Raw genomic sequence first — 17,796 nt, 5'->3', positions numbered from 1 at the left:
GCTCAGCCGATCGAGGAGCGGGCGACCGGCGCGGTGAAGAACGTGTCCGGGTACGGCTCATCGCGGAGGCTGTAGTGCCACCACTCGAGTTCGTAGTTGACGAATCCGGCGTCGGTCATCAGCCGCTGCAACAACCGACGGTTGTCCCGCGCCGTCGGAGTGACGCGAGGGTCGGCGGTGTGCGCGCGGGCGTCGAAACAGTCGAAGCCCGTACCCATGTCGATGCTGTTGTCGGGGAAGCGCTGCGCCCGTGGCGCGGTGCAGGCGACAAGTGGTTGCCCGACCCGGTACGGGGGTTGGCTGGCGGCGGGCTCGTCGACCAGGGTCAGGTCCATGGTGCTGCCCCGACTGTGCGCGGTGGGCGCCCCGATGTAACCCTGGGCGAAGAGCCGGTTCTTGGCCACATCCGGATAGAACTCGGCCTTGGTCTGCTGCTCGCCGGGGCTCTTGGACCAGGCGACGAAGTCGTCCACCGCCGGCTGCGGGCGGTAGCAGTCGTACACCTTGAGGCTGTGCCCACCGGCGAGCGCGGCGTCCTGCACCCGGCGCAGCGCCTCGGCGGCCTGTCGGGTGAGCAGGCAGAGCGGCTCCGGATACGCGGTGATCGGGCGGCCGACGAAGTTGTGGGCGGTGGCGTACCGGATGTCGGCGTGGACGCGCGGGTCGAAGTCGGTCAGCACCACGAACCCCGGCAGCCGGTCCGCCGCGGACGCCGACGAGGCGGGGGTGGGGCTCACCGGCGTCGGTTGCGGCGCGGCCGGCGCGGGGCGGGGCTCCGGCCGCGAGCAACCACCGAGCAGCACGGCGAGCGCGAGCACGACGGCGAGGCGGTAGCGCACCAGTCCTGTCTAGCAGCCAGCCCGGCGCCCCGTGCCGGATCAGCCCTTGAGGTGTTCGCGCAGGAAGACCAGCGCCGCCTCGTCGTCGTCGATCCCGCCGGCCTCGTGGCCGTTGTACCGCCACACCGCCAACTCGGTGGGTCCGGCGTGGGTGTTGACCGCCGCGTAGACCGTCGACGGCGGCACGATGTCGTCCATCAACGCCACCGAGTACCGCGCCGGGCGGCGGCAGCGTCGGGCGAAGTTGACCCCGTCGATGTACGCCAGGGTGGTCAGCACCTGCTCCTCGGCGCTCCGGTGGATCGCCAGGTAGTCGCGGATCTCCCGGTAGGGGCGGGCGGCGGTGGTCACCACCGCGCGCGGGATGTCGCAGAGGAACGGCACGAATGCGACCACCGCCCGTACCCCGGGGGCCAACGCGCCGGCCGCGAGCGCCAACCCGCCGCCCTGGCTGTGCCCGAGCACCGCCACCCGGGTCGGGTCGACCACCGGCAGGGTCCGGACGGCGTCCACCGCCCGGACCGCATCGGTGATCAGCCGCCGGTAGTAGTAGGTCTTCGGGTCGGCGATGCCCCGGGTGGTCACCCCGGGCGCCTCCGGACCGGCCGCGCCGAGGTCCGGGGTGTCACCCCGGCTCCATCCCGAGCCCTGGCCCCGGGTGTCCATCTGCAGGTGCGCGAACCCGGCCGACACCCAGAGCAGGTTCTCCAACGGGTGCCCGCGCCCGCCGCCGTAGCCGGCGAACTGGACCACGGTTGGCAGCGCCGTGTCGGCGCCGCGAGGCACCCGCAGCCAGGCTCGCACGGGCTGGCCCGCGAAACCTGCGAAGGTCACGTCGAGTACGTCGATGCTGGCCAGCCCGGTTTCGACCGGCTCGGCCCGCACCGGCCAGCCAGCACTCCGGGCCTCCGCCAGGGTGCCAGCCCAGAAGTCGTCGAAGTCCGCTGGTTCCCGGACCACCCCGCGGTAGCCGCGCAGCTCTTCCTCAGGTAGATCGGTGTACATGCCGTCCCCAGTCCGATGAACTTCCGGAAGGTTTCCGTAACTTGGCGAACGCTAGAACCGACCTGGCATGTCGTCAACCCGCATCGGTGGGGCAAGATGGCGCGTGGAACGGGCAAGCCGTTTCGGGACACACGGTTGACGACGTCTTGTGGGTCGTTCTTCCGGCTCGGTGAAGGAGACGCGGGTGGGCGCGGACGACGGACGCAGGGTGACCATCACCGCGATCGCACGGGAGGCCGGGGTGTCGGTGCCGACCGTGTCACGGGTGCTCAACGGTCGCTCCGATGTGGCCCCGGACACCCGGGAGCGAGTCGAGGAGCTGCTGCGCCACCACGGCTACCGGCGTCGCACCAGCCGTAGCGTCCGCCGCGCCGGCCTCGTCGACCTGGTCTTCAACGACCTGGACAGCCCCTGGGCCGTGGAAATCATCCGAGGTGTGGAGGATGTCGGGCACGGCGCGGGCGTCGGCACGGTGGTCTCCGCGATCCACCGCCAGCCCACCGCGGCCCGGCAGTGGTTGCAGAACCTGCGCACCCGGGCCACCGACGGCGTCATCTTCGTCACCTCGCACCTGAGCCCACCGCTGCACGCCCAGCTGCGCCGCCTCAACGTGCCGGTGGTGGTCGTCGACCCGGCCGGCGTGCCGGCCATGGACGTGCCGACGATCGGCGCCACCAACTGGGCTGGCGGGCTCGCCGCGACCGAGCACCTGCTCGCGATCGGGCACCGGCGCATCGGCTTCGTGGCCGGGCCGACGAGTCTGCTGTGCAGTCGCGCGCGGCTCGACGGTTACCGGGCCGGGCTGGAGAGCGCCGGGGTGCCGGTGGACGACGTGCTGATCCACCCGGGCGACTTCTACCACGCCTCCGGGTTCGCCGCCGGGACCGCGCTGCTCGACCTCGCCGATCCGCCGACCGGCATCTTCGCCGCCAGTGACCAGATGGCCTTCGGCGTCTACGAGGCCATCCGGCGCCGAGGGCTACGCGTGCCGGACGACGTGAGCGTCGTCGGCTTCGACGACCTGCCGGAGGCCCGCTGGGCCTCACCACCGCTGACCACGGTGCGCCAGCCGTTGGTCGAGATGGGACGGTTGGCGGCACGGACCGTGCTGCGCCTGGCCCAGGGCGAGGGCATCGACTCGCCACGGGTGGAACTCGCCACGGAACTGGTCGTCCGCGACAGCACCGCCCCGCCGACCGGGTCGACTGGCCCGTCGTGACGGCCGGAACTAGGTCGGTAACCGGTTGGACCAGTTCCGCCCCGCTCCCGAGAATTCCGGGCGGCGGGCGTACCCGGCTTACGGTCCTGGACCCGCTCGCGCGGTGAGCGACCGAGGGTCGCCCACCGCGCCGCGCGGTCAGTGGTGGTGCGAGCGGACGGCCTTGCGGATGTCGACCGGCAGCGCGGGCGCGCCGTCGACCGGTGCCGGGTCCTCGGCGGTCGGTGCCACTCCCCCGGCGGCGATCCGGTCCAGCGTGGCCAGACCGGCCCCGTCGATCTCGCCGAAGATCGTGTAGTTGGGGCGCAGCGCGGAGTTCGCGTAGACCAGGAAGAACTGGCTGCCGTTGGTGTCCGGCCCGGCGTTGGCCATGGCCAGCACGCCCCGCGCGTACACCCGACGCTCCCCGGTCGGGTCGGTCGGCGCCGGCGGCAGGTCGGTCGGCAGTTCGTCGCGGTACCGGTAGCCCGGGCCACCCTCGCCGGTGCCGGACGGGTCACCGCACTGCAGCACGCTCAGCGTGGGATACGCGGTGAGCCGATGGCACGAGGTGCGGTCGTAGAAGCGCTTGCCGACCAGGTGCAGGAAGCTCTGCACGGTGCACGGCGCGGTGGCCCGGTCGAGGGTCAACCCGATCGGCCCGTGGTTCGTCGCCAAGGTCACCCGGACGCTGCCCCGAGCCGGGGTGCGTCGCGGGTCGGGCGGCAGCGGCACCGGCCGGGCCGCGGGTTCGTCCGGAGTCTGCGTGTACGCGCAGGGGCCGTGGGTGGTGCGCGGCGGTCGGGTGGCCGCGTCGAAGGCGGTGGCCGCCGTGGCGGACGCCGTCACCGCGTCGGCCGACGGGCCGGGCGCGGCGAGCGCGGTGGCGGACGCGCCGACGACCAGCGCACCGGCGAGCACGGTCACCCCCGCGAGGCGGGACAGGGCGCGCACCGGCCGGCGGGGTGCCGCCACACCGGGGCGCGGTTCGAGTTCACTCGACACTGAGATCCTCCTGGACTCGTGGTGCCAGAAAGACCGGAGTCTATGGACGCCAGCGCCCGATGTCGATCCGTCAGGGCAGCCGACTGCGACGCCGCCACAGCATCCCGCCCAACAGCACCAGCACTCCCGCGCCGCTCACCGCGATCACCGACCACAACCATCCCGAGCCGGTACGCGCCGGCCCGCTGGCCGCCGCCGGCCGAGGACCACCGGGCACCGCCAGCGCGGACGGCGCCGCCGACGGCGTGGCGGTCAGCTCGCCCGGCTCGACCAGCCGACCGACGGACGCGTCCCGAGGCAGCGTGAAGCCCCAGTCCAGCAGGGCCGCGCCCTGCTCCCAGCCGCGCTTCGGCGCCGGTTCGGCACCCAACAGGGTCACCACCAGCCGTCGCCCGTCGCGTTCGGCGGCACCCACGTAGGTGTGCCGGGCCAGGTCGGTGAAGCCGGTCTTGCCGCCGAGCGCGCCCGGGTACCGGTAGATGAGCTGGTTCTCGTTCTGGATCTGGAAACCCTTGGTGCGCTGTGCTGGCTGGGCGGGGATCGCCGTCTGCTTCGTCAGCGCGTACCGGCGGAAGGCCGGCTCGGCGAAGCAGGCCCGGGCGATCAGCGCCAGGTCGTACGCGCTGGTGAACTGACCCTTGCCGTCCAGCCCCGACGGGGTGACCGCGTGCGTCTGGAGCGCGCCGAGCCGGTGTGCCTGCTCGTTCATGGCGCGTACGCCGTCGGCCGCGTCGTTCCCGCCGCCGCCGAGGCGGGCCAGCGCGTTGGCCGCCTCGTTGCCGGAGTTGAGCAGCAGACCGAGCCAGATGGTCTCGATGGTGTAGCGACCGCCCTTGACCAGGCCGACGGCGGATGATCCGGGCTCGATGTTCATGTCTTCCGCGGTGACGGTGACCGTCTGCTTCGGGTCCAGTCGGGGCAGCATCGTGGCCGCCAGCAGCAGCTTCTGCACGCTGGCCGGGGTGCCGTACTCGTGTGGGCCGCAGCCGCCGAGCACCTGGCCGCTGTCCAGGTCGGCGACCAGCCACGACGTGGCCGTGATCCCCGGTGGTGCGGCGGCGGCGGCCGGCACGACCAGCCCCGCCGTGTCCAGCGCCGCGCCGCCGACCACCCGCTGCTCGGGCACGGCGGGCGGGGGCGAGGGCCGGGGCGGACGGGACATCGCCGGCGCCGGCACCCGGGGGCATCGCACCGTGGGCCCGGAAGGCGCTCCCGCGGCGGCGACCGGCGCGGGAGCGAGCAGGATGACGGACGCCGTGGCGGCCAGCAGCGCAGCTCTCATGTGCCCGACCCTAGTCAACAAGATCGGCGGGCGGGACGGGATACCCCGGTCGGTCAACCTACGTCGCCGCGACCACGCAGGTAGTCGTGCAGCGCGGCGCTCCCCCGCAGCCGACGCAGGCTGCGGGCGTGCAACTCCTGCTCGCGGCGGGCAAGCTCGGCGCGGACCCGCTGAGCGCTGCCGGTGCTCCGAAGTTCGCCCAGCACCGCCTCGATGATCTCGAACGGGTACGCGCCTCGGCGTAGCAACGCGATGACCTGCGCGGCGCGTAGCTCCGCCTCGTCGTACACCCGGTAGTTGGTGCCCGGGGTGCGGCTCGGCCGCAGCAGTTCGCGCTCCTCCCACAGCCGCAGCTGCGAGGTCCGAACCCCGACCAGGGCGGCGACCTCGCCGATGCGGACGCCGCGGCGCGGTGCCGGCCGGGCCTGTGGTGGGCTGGCCAGCACGGTCTCGAAGGCGCCGAGCACCCGGCGGATCTCGGCGCGTTCCCGGTTCAACTCGGCATGGCCGCCGTCGAGCGCCGCGAGGGCCGCCGGCAGGTCGCCCCGGTGCACCGCCGCCAGGATCTCCCGGGTACGGCTCCAGCCGTGCCCCTCGGCCAGCCGGCGCGCCACGGCCAGCGCCCGTGCGTGCTCGGTCGTGAAGATCCGGTACCCGCTCGCGGTGCGCCGCACCGGCGGCAGCACACCCAGCTCGACGTAGTTGCGCACCTGCTGCACCGAGATCCCGACGGTGGCCGCCAGGTCCACGGCCCGCAGCCGATCCTCCGGGGCGATGTCCACGCGAGTCACCGTACTGCTTACCACGTGATTTGAGACTTCCCGGGGCGTCCTGTCGAGGCCAGTGCTTGGATCTCGGCAAAAGTCTCTACATGGACCTGAATGAGACAATGGAACCTGCCAGTGCCGGGCGGGAGAAACTCCCGCCATGACTCCGTGAAGGGTTCGCATGACGCAGCCAGCATGGTCCGCCGCCGACAGCCACGACATGATCGAGGTACGCGGAGCGCGGGAGAACAATCTCGCCAACGTCTCGGTCGACATCCCCAAGCGCCGGTTGACCGTCTTCACCGGTGTCTCCGGGTCGGGCAAGTCGTCACTGGTCTTCGGCACCATCGCCGCAGAGTCCCAGCGCATGATCAACGAGACCTACAGCGCGTTCCTCCAGTCGTTCATGCCGAACCTCAACCGGCCCGACGTCGACTCGCTGCGCAACCTCAGCGCGGCCATCGTCGTCGACCAGGAGCGGATGGGCGTCAACTCCCGCTCCACCGTCGGCACCGCCACCGACGCGTACGCGATGCTGCGGATCGTCTTCAGCCGGCTCGGCGTGCCGTCGGTGGGCGGAGCGGGGGCGTTCAGCTTCAACCTCGCCGAGGGCATGTGCCCCACCTGCGAAGGACTGGGCCGGGTCTCCGACCTCGATGTGAACGAGTTGGTGGACGTCGAACGCTCCCTCAACGACGGCGCCATCACCGTGCCCAACTTCGCGGTCGACTCCTGGTACTGGCAGACCATCGTCGGCTCCGGCCTGTTCGACCCGGACGTCAAGCTGCAGGACTTCACCCCACAACAGTGGGAGGACTTCCTCCACAAACCGTCCACGAAGATCAAGGTGGGCAGCAACAACTGGACGTACGAGGGCCTGGCGGTCAAGGTCAAGCGGCTCATCCTGGCCAAGGACCGCGAGTCGATGCAACCGCACATCCGCGCCTTCGTCGACCGGGCCGTCACCTTCACCACCTGCGGCGACTGCCACGGCACCCGACTCAACGCGGCGGCCCTGTCGGCACGGATCGCCGGGCGAAACATCGCGGAATGCTCGGCCATGCAGATCAGCGACCTGGCCGCGTTCGTCCGGGGCGTCGACGACCCGGCGGTGGCACCGCTGATCGCCAACCTGCGGGAACTGCTGGAGTCGCTGGTCGAGATCGGACTGGGCTACCTCAGCCTCGACCGTGAGTCGGCAACCCTGTCCGGTGGCGAGGCGCAACGGGTGAAGATGGTCCGACACCTCGGCTCCAGCCTCTCCGACGTCACGTACGTCTTCGACGAACCCACCGTCGGCCTGCACCCGCACGACATCGCCCGGATGAACGACCTGCTGCTGCGGCTGCGCGACAAGGGCAACACCGTGCTGGTGGTGGAGCACAAACCGGAAACCATCGCGATCGCCGACCACGTGGTCGACCTCGGACCGGGCGCCGGCGCCGACGGTGGTCGGATCTGCTTCACCGGCGACGTGCCCAGCCTGCGCCGCTCCGACACGCTCACCGGCCGGCATCTGGACCACCGGGTGACCCTGCGCGACCAGGTACGCCCACCGGCCGGACAACTCGCCATCCGCCAGGCCGACCTGCACAACCTGCGCGACGTGGACGTCGACATCCCCCTCGGGGTGCTCACCGTGGTCACCGGCGTTGCCGGCTCCGGCAAGAGCTCACTGATCCACGGGTCGCTGCGCGGCCGCTCCGGGGTCGTGATCGTCGACCAGTCCCCGATCCGCGGGTCACGACGCAGCAACCCGGCAACCTACAGCGGGCTGCTCGACTCGATCCGTACCGCCTTCGCCAAGGCCAACGGGGTAAAGGCGGCGCTGTTCAGCGCCAACTCCGAGGGCGCCTGCCCCGCCTGCAAGGGGATCGGGCTGATCTACACGGACCTGGCGATGATGGCCGGCGTCGCCAGCGTCTGCGAACGGTGCGAGGGGCGGCGGTTCACCGACGAGGTGCTCACGTACACACTGCGCGGCAAGAACATCAGCCAGGTGCTGGCCATGTCGGTCACCGAGGCGTACGCCTTCTTCCCCAGCGGGCCGGCGCACCTCGTCCTCGGTCGGCTGGTCGACGTCGGGCTGGGCTACCTCAGCCTCGGTCAGCCGCTGACCACCCTGTCGGGCGGGGAACGGCAACGACTCAAGCTCGCCATCCACCTCGCGGAGAAGACCACCACGTACGTACTGGACGAGCCGACCACCGGCCTGCACCTGGCCGACGTGGACCAACTGTTGGCCCTGCTCGACCGGATGGTCGACACCGGAAACACGGTGATCGTCATCGAGCACCACCAGGCGGTCATGGCCCACGCGGACTGGCTCATCGACCTCGGCCCAGGCGCCGGACACGATGGCGGCCACATCGTCTTCACCGGCACGCCCGCCGAGCTGGTCACCCACGGCGACACGCTCACCGCCCACCACCTACGCGAGTACGTCGGCGCACCGGCGCAGACCGCCCAGGCCTAGCGGCGTGGGCCGGCGGCTGCTCCGAGACGCGGCGCAGCTAGGAAAAGCGGCGCAGCTAGGAGACGCGGCGCAGCCAGCGTCGCTGCCAGGGAGTCTCCACCGCCTTCGGGTGGTAACCCGCCCGGACCCACGGCACCGCCCGCTCCACCGGCAGGCCGTCGAGGATCGCCAACGCCGCCAACGCCGTTCCGGTACGCCCGACCCCACCCCGGCAGGCAACCTCGACACGCTCACCGTCCTGCGCCCGCCGCAGCGCCACCCGCAGGGCATCGAGGGCATCCGCCCGATCGACAGGTACCCAGAAGTCGGGCCACCGGATCCGCCGATACGACCAGGTGGGCTCCGGGCCGGGCGCCAACAGCAGGGCGAAGTCGGCAGGCGAGGCAGCCGCGCCGATACGGCGTCCGCGCACCGTCGCTCCACCGGGAAGCACGAGTACGCCCGACTGCTCCGACCACGGCTGAGCATCAGTCACCCGAGCATTGTGCCGCCGCTGGCCTGACGGTGGGCACAGACAGCGCCGCCCCCGGCCGTTTGGCGGGGGCGGCGCTGGTGTCGGTGTGCAGGTCGCCTCTCGGCGAGTGGCGCGACGCGGCTCCAGCCGAACGGTATTCCGCGAAGGCTTTATTAGGTGAGGCCCGGGGACACTGAGTCACACCGACACTCTCCACAACCAGCCGGACCCCCACGATGTTCCCACCGCCCGGCCGATCGCCCGACGGCTCAACCCGCCCGACCCGCTCAGTCGCCGAGATCTTGGGCAGTTTCCGTCCGCCGCTGACGGAAACTGTCCAAGATTGCCAAGCCGTGTAGCGGCCGATGGCGCACGCGACACGCCAGCCCGCGTCGATCAAGGAGTTGTGGTGGGGAACAAAGCCACCTGAAGCATCCCCGACCGGGCACCACAAGTCCATGATCGACGCAGGAGCAGGCGGAGGGCGGGGCGGCGCGGGACGAGGCGGGCAGGCGGGCGCGGGGCGGGAGACGCGGGGCGAGGCGGGGCAGCGCGGGTGCGGGTCCAGGGGGCGCGGGTGGCAGTGCCGTTGGGGGGTAGCGGTGCCGGTGCGGGGTGGGGTGTGGATATGCCGTTGGCCGGCACCCCGGGTGCGGGGTGCCGGCCAACGGTCGGGTGTTCATGTGCGGGGTCAGCTGTTCCAGTACTGGCCAACCAGGTCGGCGGCCTGCTGCTCCCACTGCGCGTAGGCGTCCGGGTAGGCGGAGACCTGGACGGTCTGCGCGGCCTGGGTCAGGGGCATGTCCTGCCACCCGTCAACCTGTCGCAGGCCCTTGAGGAACGCGGTGGTCGAGTAGGCCGGGTCGGTGATCTGCTCCGGGGTACCCCAACCCGAACTCGGCCGCTGCTGGAACAGGCCCAGCGAGTCGTGGTCGTTCATGTCACCGAGGTGACCGAGGTTCTCCAGCTTCGACTCCTGCAGGCTCGTCGCGATCGAGATGACCGCGGCCCGCTCCGGGAGGCCGGCCTTCTTCGTGGCGGCGATGATCGCCTTGGCGTTGCCGGTCTGCTCGTCGTTGAGGGTGATGCGGGACTGGTCGCCCTGGGTGCCGTGCGGGATCAGCTTGCTCGTGTCGGGCTTGTCGGCCTGCACCGCCACGGCGACGGGCTTGGCGTCGACCGGGTTGGCGTGGGCGGCGATCGGACCGGCGAACACACCACCGGCGAACGCGAGACCAGCAACGGACAGCACACTCTTACGCATGATCGTGTTCATGGGGGTAGCTCCTTCGGGGGTAGGAACACCCGCACACCAACAGGGGGTGGCAAGCGGGTGTGAGCACCTCGTCCGGCGCTGCACAAACAAACAGGGGAAAGTCTTAAGAGGGGTCGGCGCCCACAAGCGGGGGGCTGGTGGCGCCGGGTCGGCGGCCTACAAACGCGGGGGGCTCGTGGCGCCGGGTCCATGTGTAACGACCCGAGGTCCGGGGCCATTCCCGGGGGCGGCTCACGAGCGGAGAGCTCATGGCGTCGGGTCCAGGTGTAACGACCCGGGGGCCGGGGTCATTCCGGGGGTGGCCCGTCCATCGGCACCTCGTGGAGGCGGCGGCCGGGCGGTCGTTCGTGGGGATCGCAACGACCGGGCCGGGGCCTGCATTCCAACCCTGGGCTAGGCACTCCAACCCGAGGGACTGGCTGGCGGTGCTGCGATCGTCAGTGTATGTAACGACCCCGGCCCGGCCATGATTCCGGCCCACGGGTGCGACCGGTCACAGGCCAGAGCACCCCAGAACGGACAACCGGCCACGCACACGACGCGGGTCGCCCAGCCCTGACACCCCCAGACCGGACAAATCACCCGACACCCGACACGATCAGGCCTCGCGTGGCCGGGCGGGCGCAAGACCCACTCCAGATCGCCGACATTGCGGTAACCGACGCACGGGATACCCCGACATCGGCGAAGTTGTGTCGATCATGCCACCGCGACCCGCCACCACCCCGCGAACGCCCCACGACCACCCCACGGACGCCCCACGACCGCCGACACACGCCATGCGACCGGCCCACGACCAACCCGCCTCCGGCCCTGCGCGCGTCAGGTTTCTGGCCAGCCCGACACGGCCAGGATCCGGTGGCGGTAACCGGCATACCTCCGAGTTCGGGCTAACGGTCGTCCGAGGCCCACGATCCGCTCCGGTAGAGCGTGCCGCGCCCGCCGGGATCGGGCACCCCGGACGAGAGGTCGTCCGGACCGAAGGCATCGGGTTCGGTCATCTCGGGGTTGCGGGCGGCACGGCGGGCTCGCCGTACGCGGGACCCGACGAACCAGGCGACCGCCGCCACGCAGACCACGATCACCACCTTCTGGAGGGCGCCGACGTACCCCTCGACGAGGTGCCAGTTGTCGCCGAGCAGGTAGCCGGCGAGCACGAAGGTGGCGTTCCAGATCAGGCTGCCCAGGGTGGTGTAGAGCAGGAACGTGGCCACCGGCATACGTTCCACTCCGGCCGGAATGGAGATCAGGCTGCGGAAGATCGGAATCATCCGGCCGAAGAAGACGGCCTTCACGCCGTGCCGGAGGAACCATGCCTCGGTCCGGTCCACGTCGCTGAGCTTGACCAGTGGCAGCCGGGCCACGATGGCGCGCATCCGGTCGCGACCGAGCGACGCGCCGATCAGGTAGAGCGCCAGCGCGCCCACCACCGAACCCAGCGTGGTCCAGAAGATCGCACCGACCAGACTGATCCGGCCTTGCGCCGCGACGAACCCGGCCAGCGGCAGGATCACCTCGCTGGGGATCGGCGGGAAGAGGTTCTCCAGTGCCACCGCCAGGCCCGCGCCCGGCCCGCCGAGCCGTTCCACCAGGTCACTGACGTATCCGACGATCCCACCCTGCGGCGGTTCCGCTGCGGCGGTGGGGGTTCCGGTGGCGAGCAGGGCGTGGGACGTTCGAATCATGCACCCACCGTACGAAGTGATCCTGAGAGTCGACCATGCGGTCGACCGCCCGGTCGCACGGGTCGACCACAGCGGCAGGGGTGCGGAAAACCGTACTCCGCTGCGGCTCGCGGCGGTGCAGCCGCTGTGCGTACCCCTCGATGTCGCGGCGAACGCTCGGGCGCACGCCGCCGCGGTCCGCGCGGCGCGGGCCCGGGTGGTGCTCTTTCCGGAGCTGTCGCTGACGGGGTACGAGTTGGACGCGGCGGTCGTGTCGGTCGACGACCCGCGGTTGGCGCCGCTGGTCGAGGCCTGTGCCGAGACGGGAGCGTTGGCGCTGGCCGGCGCACCCGTCGCCGGTGACCACATCGCGATGCTGGCCGTGACCGGTGACGGTGTGTCGGTGGCGTACCGGAAGATGTGGCTGGGCGACGCGGAGGCCCGCCGGTTCCGACCGGGCGACACGCCCTCCGTGCTCGATGTGGACGGTTGGCGGGTGGGGTTGGCGATCTGCAAGGACACCGGCGTCGCCGCGCACGCGGCGCGCACCGCCGCACTCGGGATCGACGTGTACGCGGCGGGGATCCTGGAGTCGGCGAGCGATGCCGCCGTGACGGGCGAGCGGGCGCACCGGATCGCCACCGCCCACCGGGTCTGGGTGGCGGTGGCGAGCTTCGCCGGGTCGACCGGCGGGGGCTACGCCGAGGCAGCCGGCCAGTCGGGCATCTGGACGCGGGCGGGCGAGGTGTACGTACGCGCGGGCACACAGCCGGGCGAGTTGGTCAGCACCAGCATCGGTTGAAACGCCGTCAGCGTCCGACCCTTCCCCTAAGGTGGGGCACCGCCATCGACAGGAGGAGAGCCCATGGGCGAGGCGACAACGATGGGCACGGTCCGTTCGAACGACGGCACCACCATCGCGTACGAGCGCAGCGGCACCGGCCCCGCTGTGATCATGGTGGATGCGGCGGGCGGGTTCCGGGAGATGGGTCCGCTGAGGTCACTGGCGGCTCACCTGGTCGACGAGTTCACCGTGCTCACCTATGACCGGCGGGGCCGGGGGCTGAGCACCGACACCCTGCCATACGCGCCGCAGCGAGAGGTCGAGGATCTGGAAGCCCTTATTCGGGCGGTCGGTGGGTCGGCTGCCCTGTACGGCTTCTCCTCCGGTGCGGTGCTGACGTTGCTCGCCGCGGCCGGCGGCCTGTCGGTCACCCGCCTGGCTGTGCTGGAGCCACCGTACGAGCAGAGCGAGCAGTCGACGGACGAGCCAGACCTGGCTGCGGAGATCGTCGAGCTGGTGGCCGCCGGCCGACGGGGTGACGCGATGCTCCACTTCCAGCGCAGCATCGGGGTGCCAGCCGAGTTCATCGACGGTATGCGCAACGGGCCGGGTTGGCCGGCGCTGGAAGCCTTGGCGCACACTTTGGTCTACGACCTCACCCTGCTCACGGCATTGCCGGTCGAGGCGCTGAGGGCACTCACCATCCCGACGTTGGTGCTCGACAGCGACCAGAGTGACGCACGGTTGCGCGGCTGGGCGCAGGGGGTGGCCGAGACGCTGCCAGCCGGGCGGCACCGCACGCTGCCCGGGCAGTGGCATGGTGTTCCCGCCGAGGTGCTGGCACCGGTGCTCGCCGAGCACTTCGCCGGCCGCGCCGACTGATCGGTGGCGCCGGGCGGAGTGTCGTACGTCTGGGGCAGGATCGTCCGCATGAGCACCCTCCCCTCTCGACTGTCCGTGGTCACGCTGGGAGCACGCGACACCGGCGCGCTGCGGTCGTTCTATCGGTCGCTGGGTTGGACCGAGCTGCCGTCCAGCGACGATGGCTGGTCGGCCTTCCTGCTCGGTGGCGTCCTGCTCGCGCTCTACCCGCTGCCGGACCTGGCCGCCGAGGCGGCGCCGGGTGTGCCCGATCCGGCCGGCGGGTGGTCCGGTGTCACCCTGGCCACCATCGTCGACAGCCGCGAGCAGGTGGACACGGCCTTCGCGGAGGCTGTCGCGGCGGGCGCGGTGGTGGTGGCGGAGCCGACCGACCGGCCCTGGGGTGGGCGCTCCGGCTATTTTGCCGACCCGGAGGGCAACCGCTGGGAGATCGCGTGGGCGGGCACGGCCCGCTTCGACGAGCGCGGCGCGCTCCTCGCTTTCGGCTGAGGGTGTGCTGTTTGCTCCTCGGCGGCGAGCTTGGGATGCTTCGCGGATGACTACCTTCCCGGCGACCTACGCCGACGATGTCATCGGCGAATCGGCCAAGGTGCAGTTCGAGGCGTTCATCGACGAGCACCGCAGAGCGCTCAACGGCTGCCTGGACGGGCTGACCGAGGAGCAGGTGCGCCGATCGTTGGTGCCGTCCCGGACCACGCTGCTGAGTCTGGTGAAGCACGCCGCGTTCGTGGAGAAGGTCTGGTTCGACGAGGCGGTCACGTGCCGGTCCCGTGCCGAGATCGGCATTCCCGCGGCGCCGGACGAGTCGTTCATCCTCGACGACAGCGACACGATCGCCACCATCCAGCAGGCGCACCGGGAAGCCTGCGAAGCCTCGCGCCGCGCGACGTCCTCGTTGGGCCTGGACGACGTGCTTCGTGGCAACCGGCGCGGCCCACTGCCGCTGCGGTGGGTGTACCTGCACGTGCTGCGCGAGCTCGCCCAGCACTGCGGGCACGCCGAGATCCTGCGTGAGCAACTCTTGAACGAGTAGCGCGCGCGGTCACCCGGCGTCCAGCACCTCCCGCAGCCGTGCCGCGAACTCCTCGGGCTTGCCCGCGTAACCGAACTCACCACCGAGGAAGCCGCCGTGGTGACTCGGAAACACCACGGCCTGCTGGCCGAGCAGGGCCGCCATGCCGTGGGCGGTACGCGCGGTGTACGTCCCCGCCGACTCCTCGCCCACTGCGATCACGATCCGAGTCGGCGCCGTGGTGAGCAGGCTCGCGTCGGGGCGGTAGTCGGTGATCGCCCACGAACTCTTCGACAGCAGCGGGTCGTCGCGCCTGCCGTCGTCGTCGGTAGACATGCCGAACGCCGCCGGGTCGGGGGCGGGCTGACCGAAGTAGGCATCGGTGAATTCGCCCTGCCACGACGTCATCGCGATGAACGCGGCCATGCCGGCCCCCGTGCCCTTCGCCTGGTACGCCTCGTAGAAGTCGGCCCGTGCGCGTTCGGCGGCCCCGGCGTCGGGGAGCACCGCGTTGATCGGTGGCTCGTGCGCTACCAGCGTGACGACGTCGCCCGGGTAGGTCGCGACGAGTTCGAGTGCCGTCACCGCCCCGCCGCTGCTGGCGAACACCTCGACCGGGCCGGCGCCGAGCGCCTCGACCAGCAGGTGCAGGTCGGCTGCCTGCTGCTGCGGCGTGTGGTCGGTGCGGCCGTCCTTGCGGGTGCTACGGCCCAGGCCACGCGGGTCGTAGGTGACGACTGTGCGGTCGGTGAAGTGCGGTGCGAGGGCGGTGAAGCCCTCTGCCGTCATCGGCTGGCCGATCATGAGCAGCGCGGGGCGCCCGCTGGACGGGGGCAGCGGGCCGCGGACGTCGTAGACCAGGTCGACGCCGGGTACGGCGAGGGTGTGCGTCTGCGTTGTCGTCATTCGGTGAGACTACGGCCGGTGGACGCCGGTGGACGACCACGCCGTGCCGGATCAGGCTCTGGGCCACCCGCCGATGTCGCCGAAGCGACGTAGCGTCCAACGGGCCGGCGGCCAACCGCCGGGGTCGTGATCGGTGGTCCATTCGGTGATCGAGGCCGGGGGCACGTCCAGGTCGAACGCCCGGAAGATCGGCTGGGCGGCGAGCGCGTGGAACGCTCCCTCGACGGTCTCGCTGTGGCCGACCAGGACGACGGTGGCGCCTCGGTGCCGGTGGGCGATTTCCATGATCGCGCGGCTGACGCGGACCACGAGTTCGGCCCAGCTCTCGTTGCCCTCCTCGAACGGCCGGAAGACACCCCCACCAGCAACCGCGTGTTCGGTGCGGAAGCGAGCTGTCGGCAGGCCGTCGGCGTACGGGGGTGTGTGCCAGGTGCACAGGCCACAGTCGGCCACCGGTCGGACGCCGAACGCCGCGCCGATCGGTTCCGCTGTCTCGACAGCCCTGCGCAGCACGGACGAGTAGACCGCTACTGGTCCGTCGGCAGCGACGTCACCGGTGAGCCGGGTGGCCAGGTCGTGTGCCTGCTCGTGGCCGAGGGCGGTGAGGCCTCGACAACCACGTGGCCCGCCCACTATTCCTTCGAGCTGGTGGAGTGACTCGCCATGTCGCACGAAGATCAGACGTGTCCGCATCGGCACATCATGCCAGCGGCATAGACAGAGGTATCAGTCGTCCGTACGGGCGGTGGAAAAGCTGCTGGCCTGTGTCAGCAACGCGTCGAGCTGAGCGCCCGTCTGTGCTGGTAGCCGGTCGCGTTCCACCAGTTCGGCGATGTGTTCGCGCAGGTCGGCGACGCGCTTGGCCCGGTCTCTGGTGCGGCGGCTCAGGTCAGCGAGGTCATCGCGCAGATCTTCGGCGGTCTTGCGCTCGACGTCCCCGCGGGCGACCGCCGCGGCGAGGACGGCGCCGAACTCGCTGGTCACCTCCCGGAGGCTGACGGGAATCTGCTGCCCGACGGTCGGAGGCGCGGTGCTGCTTGCGGGTGGCGGCGACGACGGTGCCGCCGGCGTCGGCGATTGTGTCGTGGGCGCGGGCGCCGGGGTGGTGGTCGACGGCGGACCGGCGACCTCGGCCCGGTTGGGTGCGGCGGGGTCGTTGAACGGACCCTCGGCCAGCAGTGCGCCCAGGCCGACCAGCACGGCGAGACCGGCCGCGACCAGCACGGCGAGGGTTCGGCGCGATCGGCGGCGGGCCGGCACAGCGGCAACCGGGACGGGGCGCGCCGCCGAGCGGTCGATCAAGGTGGGAGGGTGCGCCGCCGGCAGGATGCGCAACAGCTCGGTGGGCGGCTCGACCGGTTGTCCGGCGCCGAAGCGGCGAGCCAACTGCGCGGCGCTCGGCCGGTGGGCCGGGTCGGCGGCCAGGCAGGCGACGGTCAGCTCGGCGATGTCGGAGGGCAGGCCGGGCACCCGCAGCGGCGACACCGGAGTGCCGCGCCGGTGCACCTCCAGCGCGTCCTCCCAGCTCTGCACGGGCAGGGGTGCCTGCCCGGTGAGGGTGCGGTAGAGCAGCACGCCGAGGGCGTACACGTCGCTGGCCGGGTCGGGTGGGCCGGCGGTGAGCCGCTCCGGGGCGAAGTAGGCGGGTGTGCCCATCAGCGGCTCGCCGGACTGACCATCGAGCCCGCCAAGCGCGGCGATGCCGAAGTCGAGCACTTTGGCACCGGTGTCGGTGAGCATGACGTTGCCCGGCTTGACGTCGCGGTGCACGACGCCGATGCGGTGCGCGGCGGCGAGCGCGGCGGCGATCTGTCCGGCCACTCGGACCGCCTCCGGCCAGGGCAGCGGCCCGGACCGCAGCCGGTCGGCCAGGTTGTGGCCCTCGACGAGCTCCATCACCAGGTAGGGGACGACTACACCGCTGGCCAGGGTCGCCTCGGCGTAGTCGTACACCTGGGTCACGTGGGGGTGGGTCAGCCGGGCGGCTGCGCGGGCCTCGCGTTGGATGGTGGCCCGCAGTTGCGGGTCGGCGGCGAGCTGCCCGGCGAGCACCTTGATCGCGACCGGCCGGCCGAGCACGTCGTCGTCGGCCCGCCACACCTCGGACATGCCACCGAGCCCGATCCGCTCGTGCAGCACGTAGCGGTCGTGGAGACGGAGGGTAGGCATGAAGGGCGACATGGCTTCACCAGTCTGCCTGGCCGCGCCCTACTCGACCACCCTCCGTGTCCGGAGCCACACTGTTT

General features: G+C 71.5%; 17 protein-coding genes. 6 read left to right on the top strand and 11 right to left on the bottom strand.

Annotated features, from left to right (window positions below):
* Positions 1-2: 2 nt before the first annotated feature.
* Together HNR20_RS28600 and HNR20_RS28595 are read right to left on the bottom strand one after the other, a co-directional pair.
* Positions 3-839: a M15 family metallopeptidase gene (locus tag HNR20_RS28600; protein WP_229687261.1), complete on the bottom strand. Its 837-nt coding sequence runs from the start codon at positions 837-839 to the stop codon at positions 3-5.
* A gap of 39 nt (positions 840-878) precedes the next feature.
* A complete protein-coding gene (locus HNR20_RS28595) occupies positions 879-1,844 on the bottom strand; it encodes an acetylxylan esterase (RefSeq protein ID WP_184186171.1) in 966 nt (321 codons plus the stop codon).
* A gap of 184 nt (positions 1,845-2,028) precedes the next feature.
* Here HNR20_RS28595 and HNR20_RS28590 point away from each other — a divergent pair, with 184 nt between their 5' ends.
* Entirely contained in the window at positions 2,029-3,063 is a 1,035-nt protein-coding gene (locus HNR20_RS28590; RefSeq protein WP_184186168.1) for a LacI family DNA-binding transcriptional regulator, read from the top strand.
* Positions 3,064-3,201: 138 nt separating this feature from the next.
* Here HNR20_RS28590 and HNR20_RS28585 read toward each other — a convergent pair whose 3' ends face one another.
* The 3 genes from HNR20_RS28585 to HNR20_RS28575 all read right to left on the bottom strand — a co-directional run bounded on the left by HNR20_RS28585 (position 3,202) and on the right by HNR20_RS28575 (position 6,111).
* A complete protein-coding gene (locus HNR20_RS28585; protein ID WP_229687262.1) occupies positions 3,202-4,047 on the bottom strand; it encodes a peptidylprolyl isomerase in 846 nt (281 codons plus the stop codon).
* Between the two features lie 70 nt (positions 4,048-4,117).
* On the bottom strand, positions 4,118-5,329 hold the full coding sequence (locus tag HNR20_RS28580) for a D-alanyl-D-alanine carboxypeptidase family protein (protein ID WP_184186165.1): 1,212 nt from the start codon (positions 5,327-5,329) through the stop codon (positions 4,118-4,120).
* Between the two features lie 53 nt (positions 5,330-5,382).
* On the bottom strand, positions 5,383-6,111 hold the full coding sequence (locus tag HNR20_RS28575) for a MerR family transcriptional regulator (RefSeq protein WP_221309950.1): 729 nt from the start codon (positions 6,109-6,111) through the stop codon (positions 5,383-5,385).
* A 166-nt stretch (positions 6,112-6,277) separates the two neighbouring features.
* Here HNR20_RS28575 and HNR20_RS28570 point away from each other — a divergent pair, with 166 nt between their 5' ends.
* A complete protein-coding gene (locus tag HNR20_RS28570; RefSeq protein ID WP_184186162.1) occupies positions 6,278-8,572 on the top strand; it encodes an ATP-binding cassette domain-containing protein in 2,295 nt (764 codons plus the stop codon).
* A gap of 55 nt (positions 8,573-8,627) precedes the next feature.
* Here the strand turns inward: HNR20_RS28570 and HNR20_RS28565 are convergent, their stop codons facing one another.
* The 3 genes from HNR20_RS28565 to HNR20_RS28555 form a co-directional block, all read right to left on the bottom strand.
* On the bottom strand, positions 8,628-9,047 hold the full coding sequence (locus HNR20_RS28565; protein ID WP_184186159.1) for a protein-tyrosine phosphatase family protein: 420 nt from the start codon (positions 9,045-9,047) through the stop codon (positions 8,628-8,630).
* Positions 9,048-9,717: 670 nt separating this feature from the next.
* Entirely contained in the window at positions 9,718-10,302 is a 585-nt protein-coding gene (locus tag HNR20_RS28560) for a hypothetical protein (RefSeq protein ID WP_184186156.1), read from the bottom strand.
* A gap of 890 nt (positions 10,303-11,192) precedes the next feature.
* The gene (locus HNR20_RS28555; protein ID WP_184186153.1) at positions 11,193-11,987 is read right to left on the bottom strand and encodes a DedA family protein; all 795 of its coding nucleotides are present in this window, start codon (positions 11,985-11,987) and stop codon (positions 11,193-11,195) included.
* Here HNR20_RS28555 and HNR20_RS28550 point away from each other — a divergent pair.
* The 4 genes from HNR20_RS28550 (at position 11,986) to HNR20_RS28535 (ending at position 14,665) form a co-directional block, all read left to right on the top strand.
* A complete protein-coding gene (locus HNR20_RS28550) occupies positions 11,986-12,768 on the top strand; it encodes a carbon-nitrogen hydrolase family protein (protein WP_184186150.1) in 783 nt (260 codons plus the stop codon). The two genes, HNR20_RS28555 and HNR20_RS28550, sit on opposite strands and share 2 nt — an antisense overlap.
* A gap of 63 nt (positions 12,769-12,831) precedes the next feature.
* Positions 12,832-13,632, top strand: a complete 801-nt coding sequence (locus tag HNR20_RS28545; RefSeq protein WP_221309949.1) for an alpha/beta fold hydrolase — start codon at positions 12,832-12,834, stop codon at positions 13,630-13,632.
* A 48-nt stretch (positions 13,633-13,680) separates the two neighbouring features.
* Entirely contained in the window at positions 13,681-14,121 is a 441-nt protein-coding gene (locus HNR20_RS28540) for a VOC family protein (protein WP_184186148.1), read from the top strand.
* A 46-nt stretch (positions 14,122-14,167) separates the two neighbouring features.
* Positions 14,168-14,665: a DinB family protein gene (locus HNR20_RS28535; RefSeq protein ID WP_184186145.1), complete on the top strand. Its 498-nt coding sequence runs from the start codon at positions 14,168-14,170 to the stop codon at positions 14,663-14,665.
* A gap of 9 nt (positions 14,666-14,674) precedes the next feature.
* On the opposite strand, the gene HNR20_RS28530 is transcribed toward HNR20_RS28535, so the two are convergent.
* The 3 genes from HNR20_RS28530 to HNR20_RS28520 are packed head-to-tail and all read right to left on the bottom strand — an operon-like array spanning position 14,675 to position 17,719.
* Positions 14,675-15,550 carry an alpha/beta fold hydrolase gene (locus HNR20_RS28530; protein ID WP_184186142.1) on the bottom strand — a complete coding sequence of 292 codons (876 nt, stop codon included), beginning with the start codon at positions 15,548-15,550 and terminating at the stop codon, positions 14,675-14,677.
* 51 nt (positions 15,551-15,601) lie between these two features.
* Positions 15,602-16,243 carry a histidine phosphatase family protein gene (locus HNR20_RS28525; RefSeq protein WP_184186139.1) on the bottom strand — a complete coding sequence of 214 codons (642 nt, stop codon included), beginning with the start codon at positions 16,241-16,243 and terminating at the stop codon, positions 15,602-15,604.
* Positions 16,244-16,276: 33 nt separating this feature from the next.
* A complete protein-coding gene (locus tag HNR20_RS28520) occupies positions 16,277-17,719 on the bottom strand; it encodes a serine/threonine-protein kinase (protein WP_229687263.1) in 1,443 nt (480 codons plus the stop codon).
* Between the last annotated feature and the right edge of the window lie 77 nt (positions 17,720-17,796).

Source organism: Micromonospora parathelypteridis, from assembly GCF_014201145.1.
GTDB classification, from domain to species: domain Bacteria; phylum Actinomycetota; class Actinomycetes; order Mycobacteriales; family Micromonosporaceae; genus Micromonospora; species Micromonospora parathelypteridis.
This window is presented reverse-complemented; position numbering and strand designations above follow the sequence as displayed.

Excerpts from the sequence above, each read along its gene's own strand:
- HNR20_RS28595 (WP_184186171.1), bottom strand. The coding sequence starts at position 1,844 with ATGTACACCGATCTACCTGAGGAAGAGCTGCGCGGCTACCGCGGGGTG.
- HNR20_RS28580 (WP_184186165.1), bottom strand. The coding sequence starts at position 5,329 with ATGAGAGCTGCGCTGCTGGCCGCCACGGCGTCCGTCATCCTGCTCGCT.
- HNR20_RS28570 (WP_184186162.1), top strand. The coding sequence starts at position 6,278 with ATGACGCAGCCAGCATGGTCCGCCGCCGACAGCCACGACATGATCGAG.
- HNR20_RS28560 (WP_184186156.1), bottom strand. The coding sequence starts at position 10,302 with ATGAACACGATCATGCGTAAGAGTGTGCTGTCCGTTGCTGGTCTCGCG.
- HNR20_RS28550 (WP_184186150.1), top strand. The coding sequence starts at position 11,986 with ATGCACCCACCGTACGAAGTGATCCTGAGAGTCGACCATGCGGTCGAC.
- HNR20_RS28555 (WP_184186153.1), bottom strand. The coding sequence starts at position 11,987 with ATGATTCGAACGTCCCACGCCCTGCTCGCCACCGGAACCCCCACCGCC.
- HNR20_RS28545 (WP_221309949.1), top strand. The coding sequence starts at position 12,832 with ATGGGCGAGGCGACAACGATGGGCACGGTCCGTTCGAACGACGGCACC.
- HNR20_RS28540 (WP_184186148.1), top strand. The coding sequence starts at position 13,681 with ATGAGCACCCTCCCCTCTCGACTGTCCGTGGTCACGCTGGGAGCACGC.
- HNR20_RS28535 (WP_184186145.1), top strand. The coding sequence starts at position 14,168 with ATGACTACCTTCCCGGCGACCTACGCCGACGATGTCATCGGCGAATCG.
- HNR20_RS28530 (WP_184186142.1), bottom strand. The coding sequence starts at position 15,550 with ATGACGACAACGCAGACGCACACCCTCGCCGTACCCGGCGTCGACCTG.
- HNR20_RS28525 (WP_184186139.1), bottom strand. The coding sequence starts at position 16,243 with ATGCGGACACGTCTGATCTTCGTGCGACATGGCGAGTCACTCCACCAG.
- HNR20_RS28520 (WP_229687263.1), bottom strand. The coding sequence starts at position 17,719 with ATGCCTACCCTCCGTCTCCACGACCGCTACGTGCTGCACGAGCGGATC.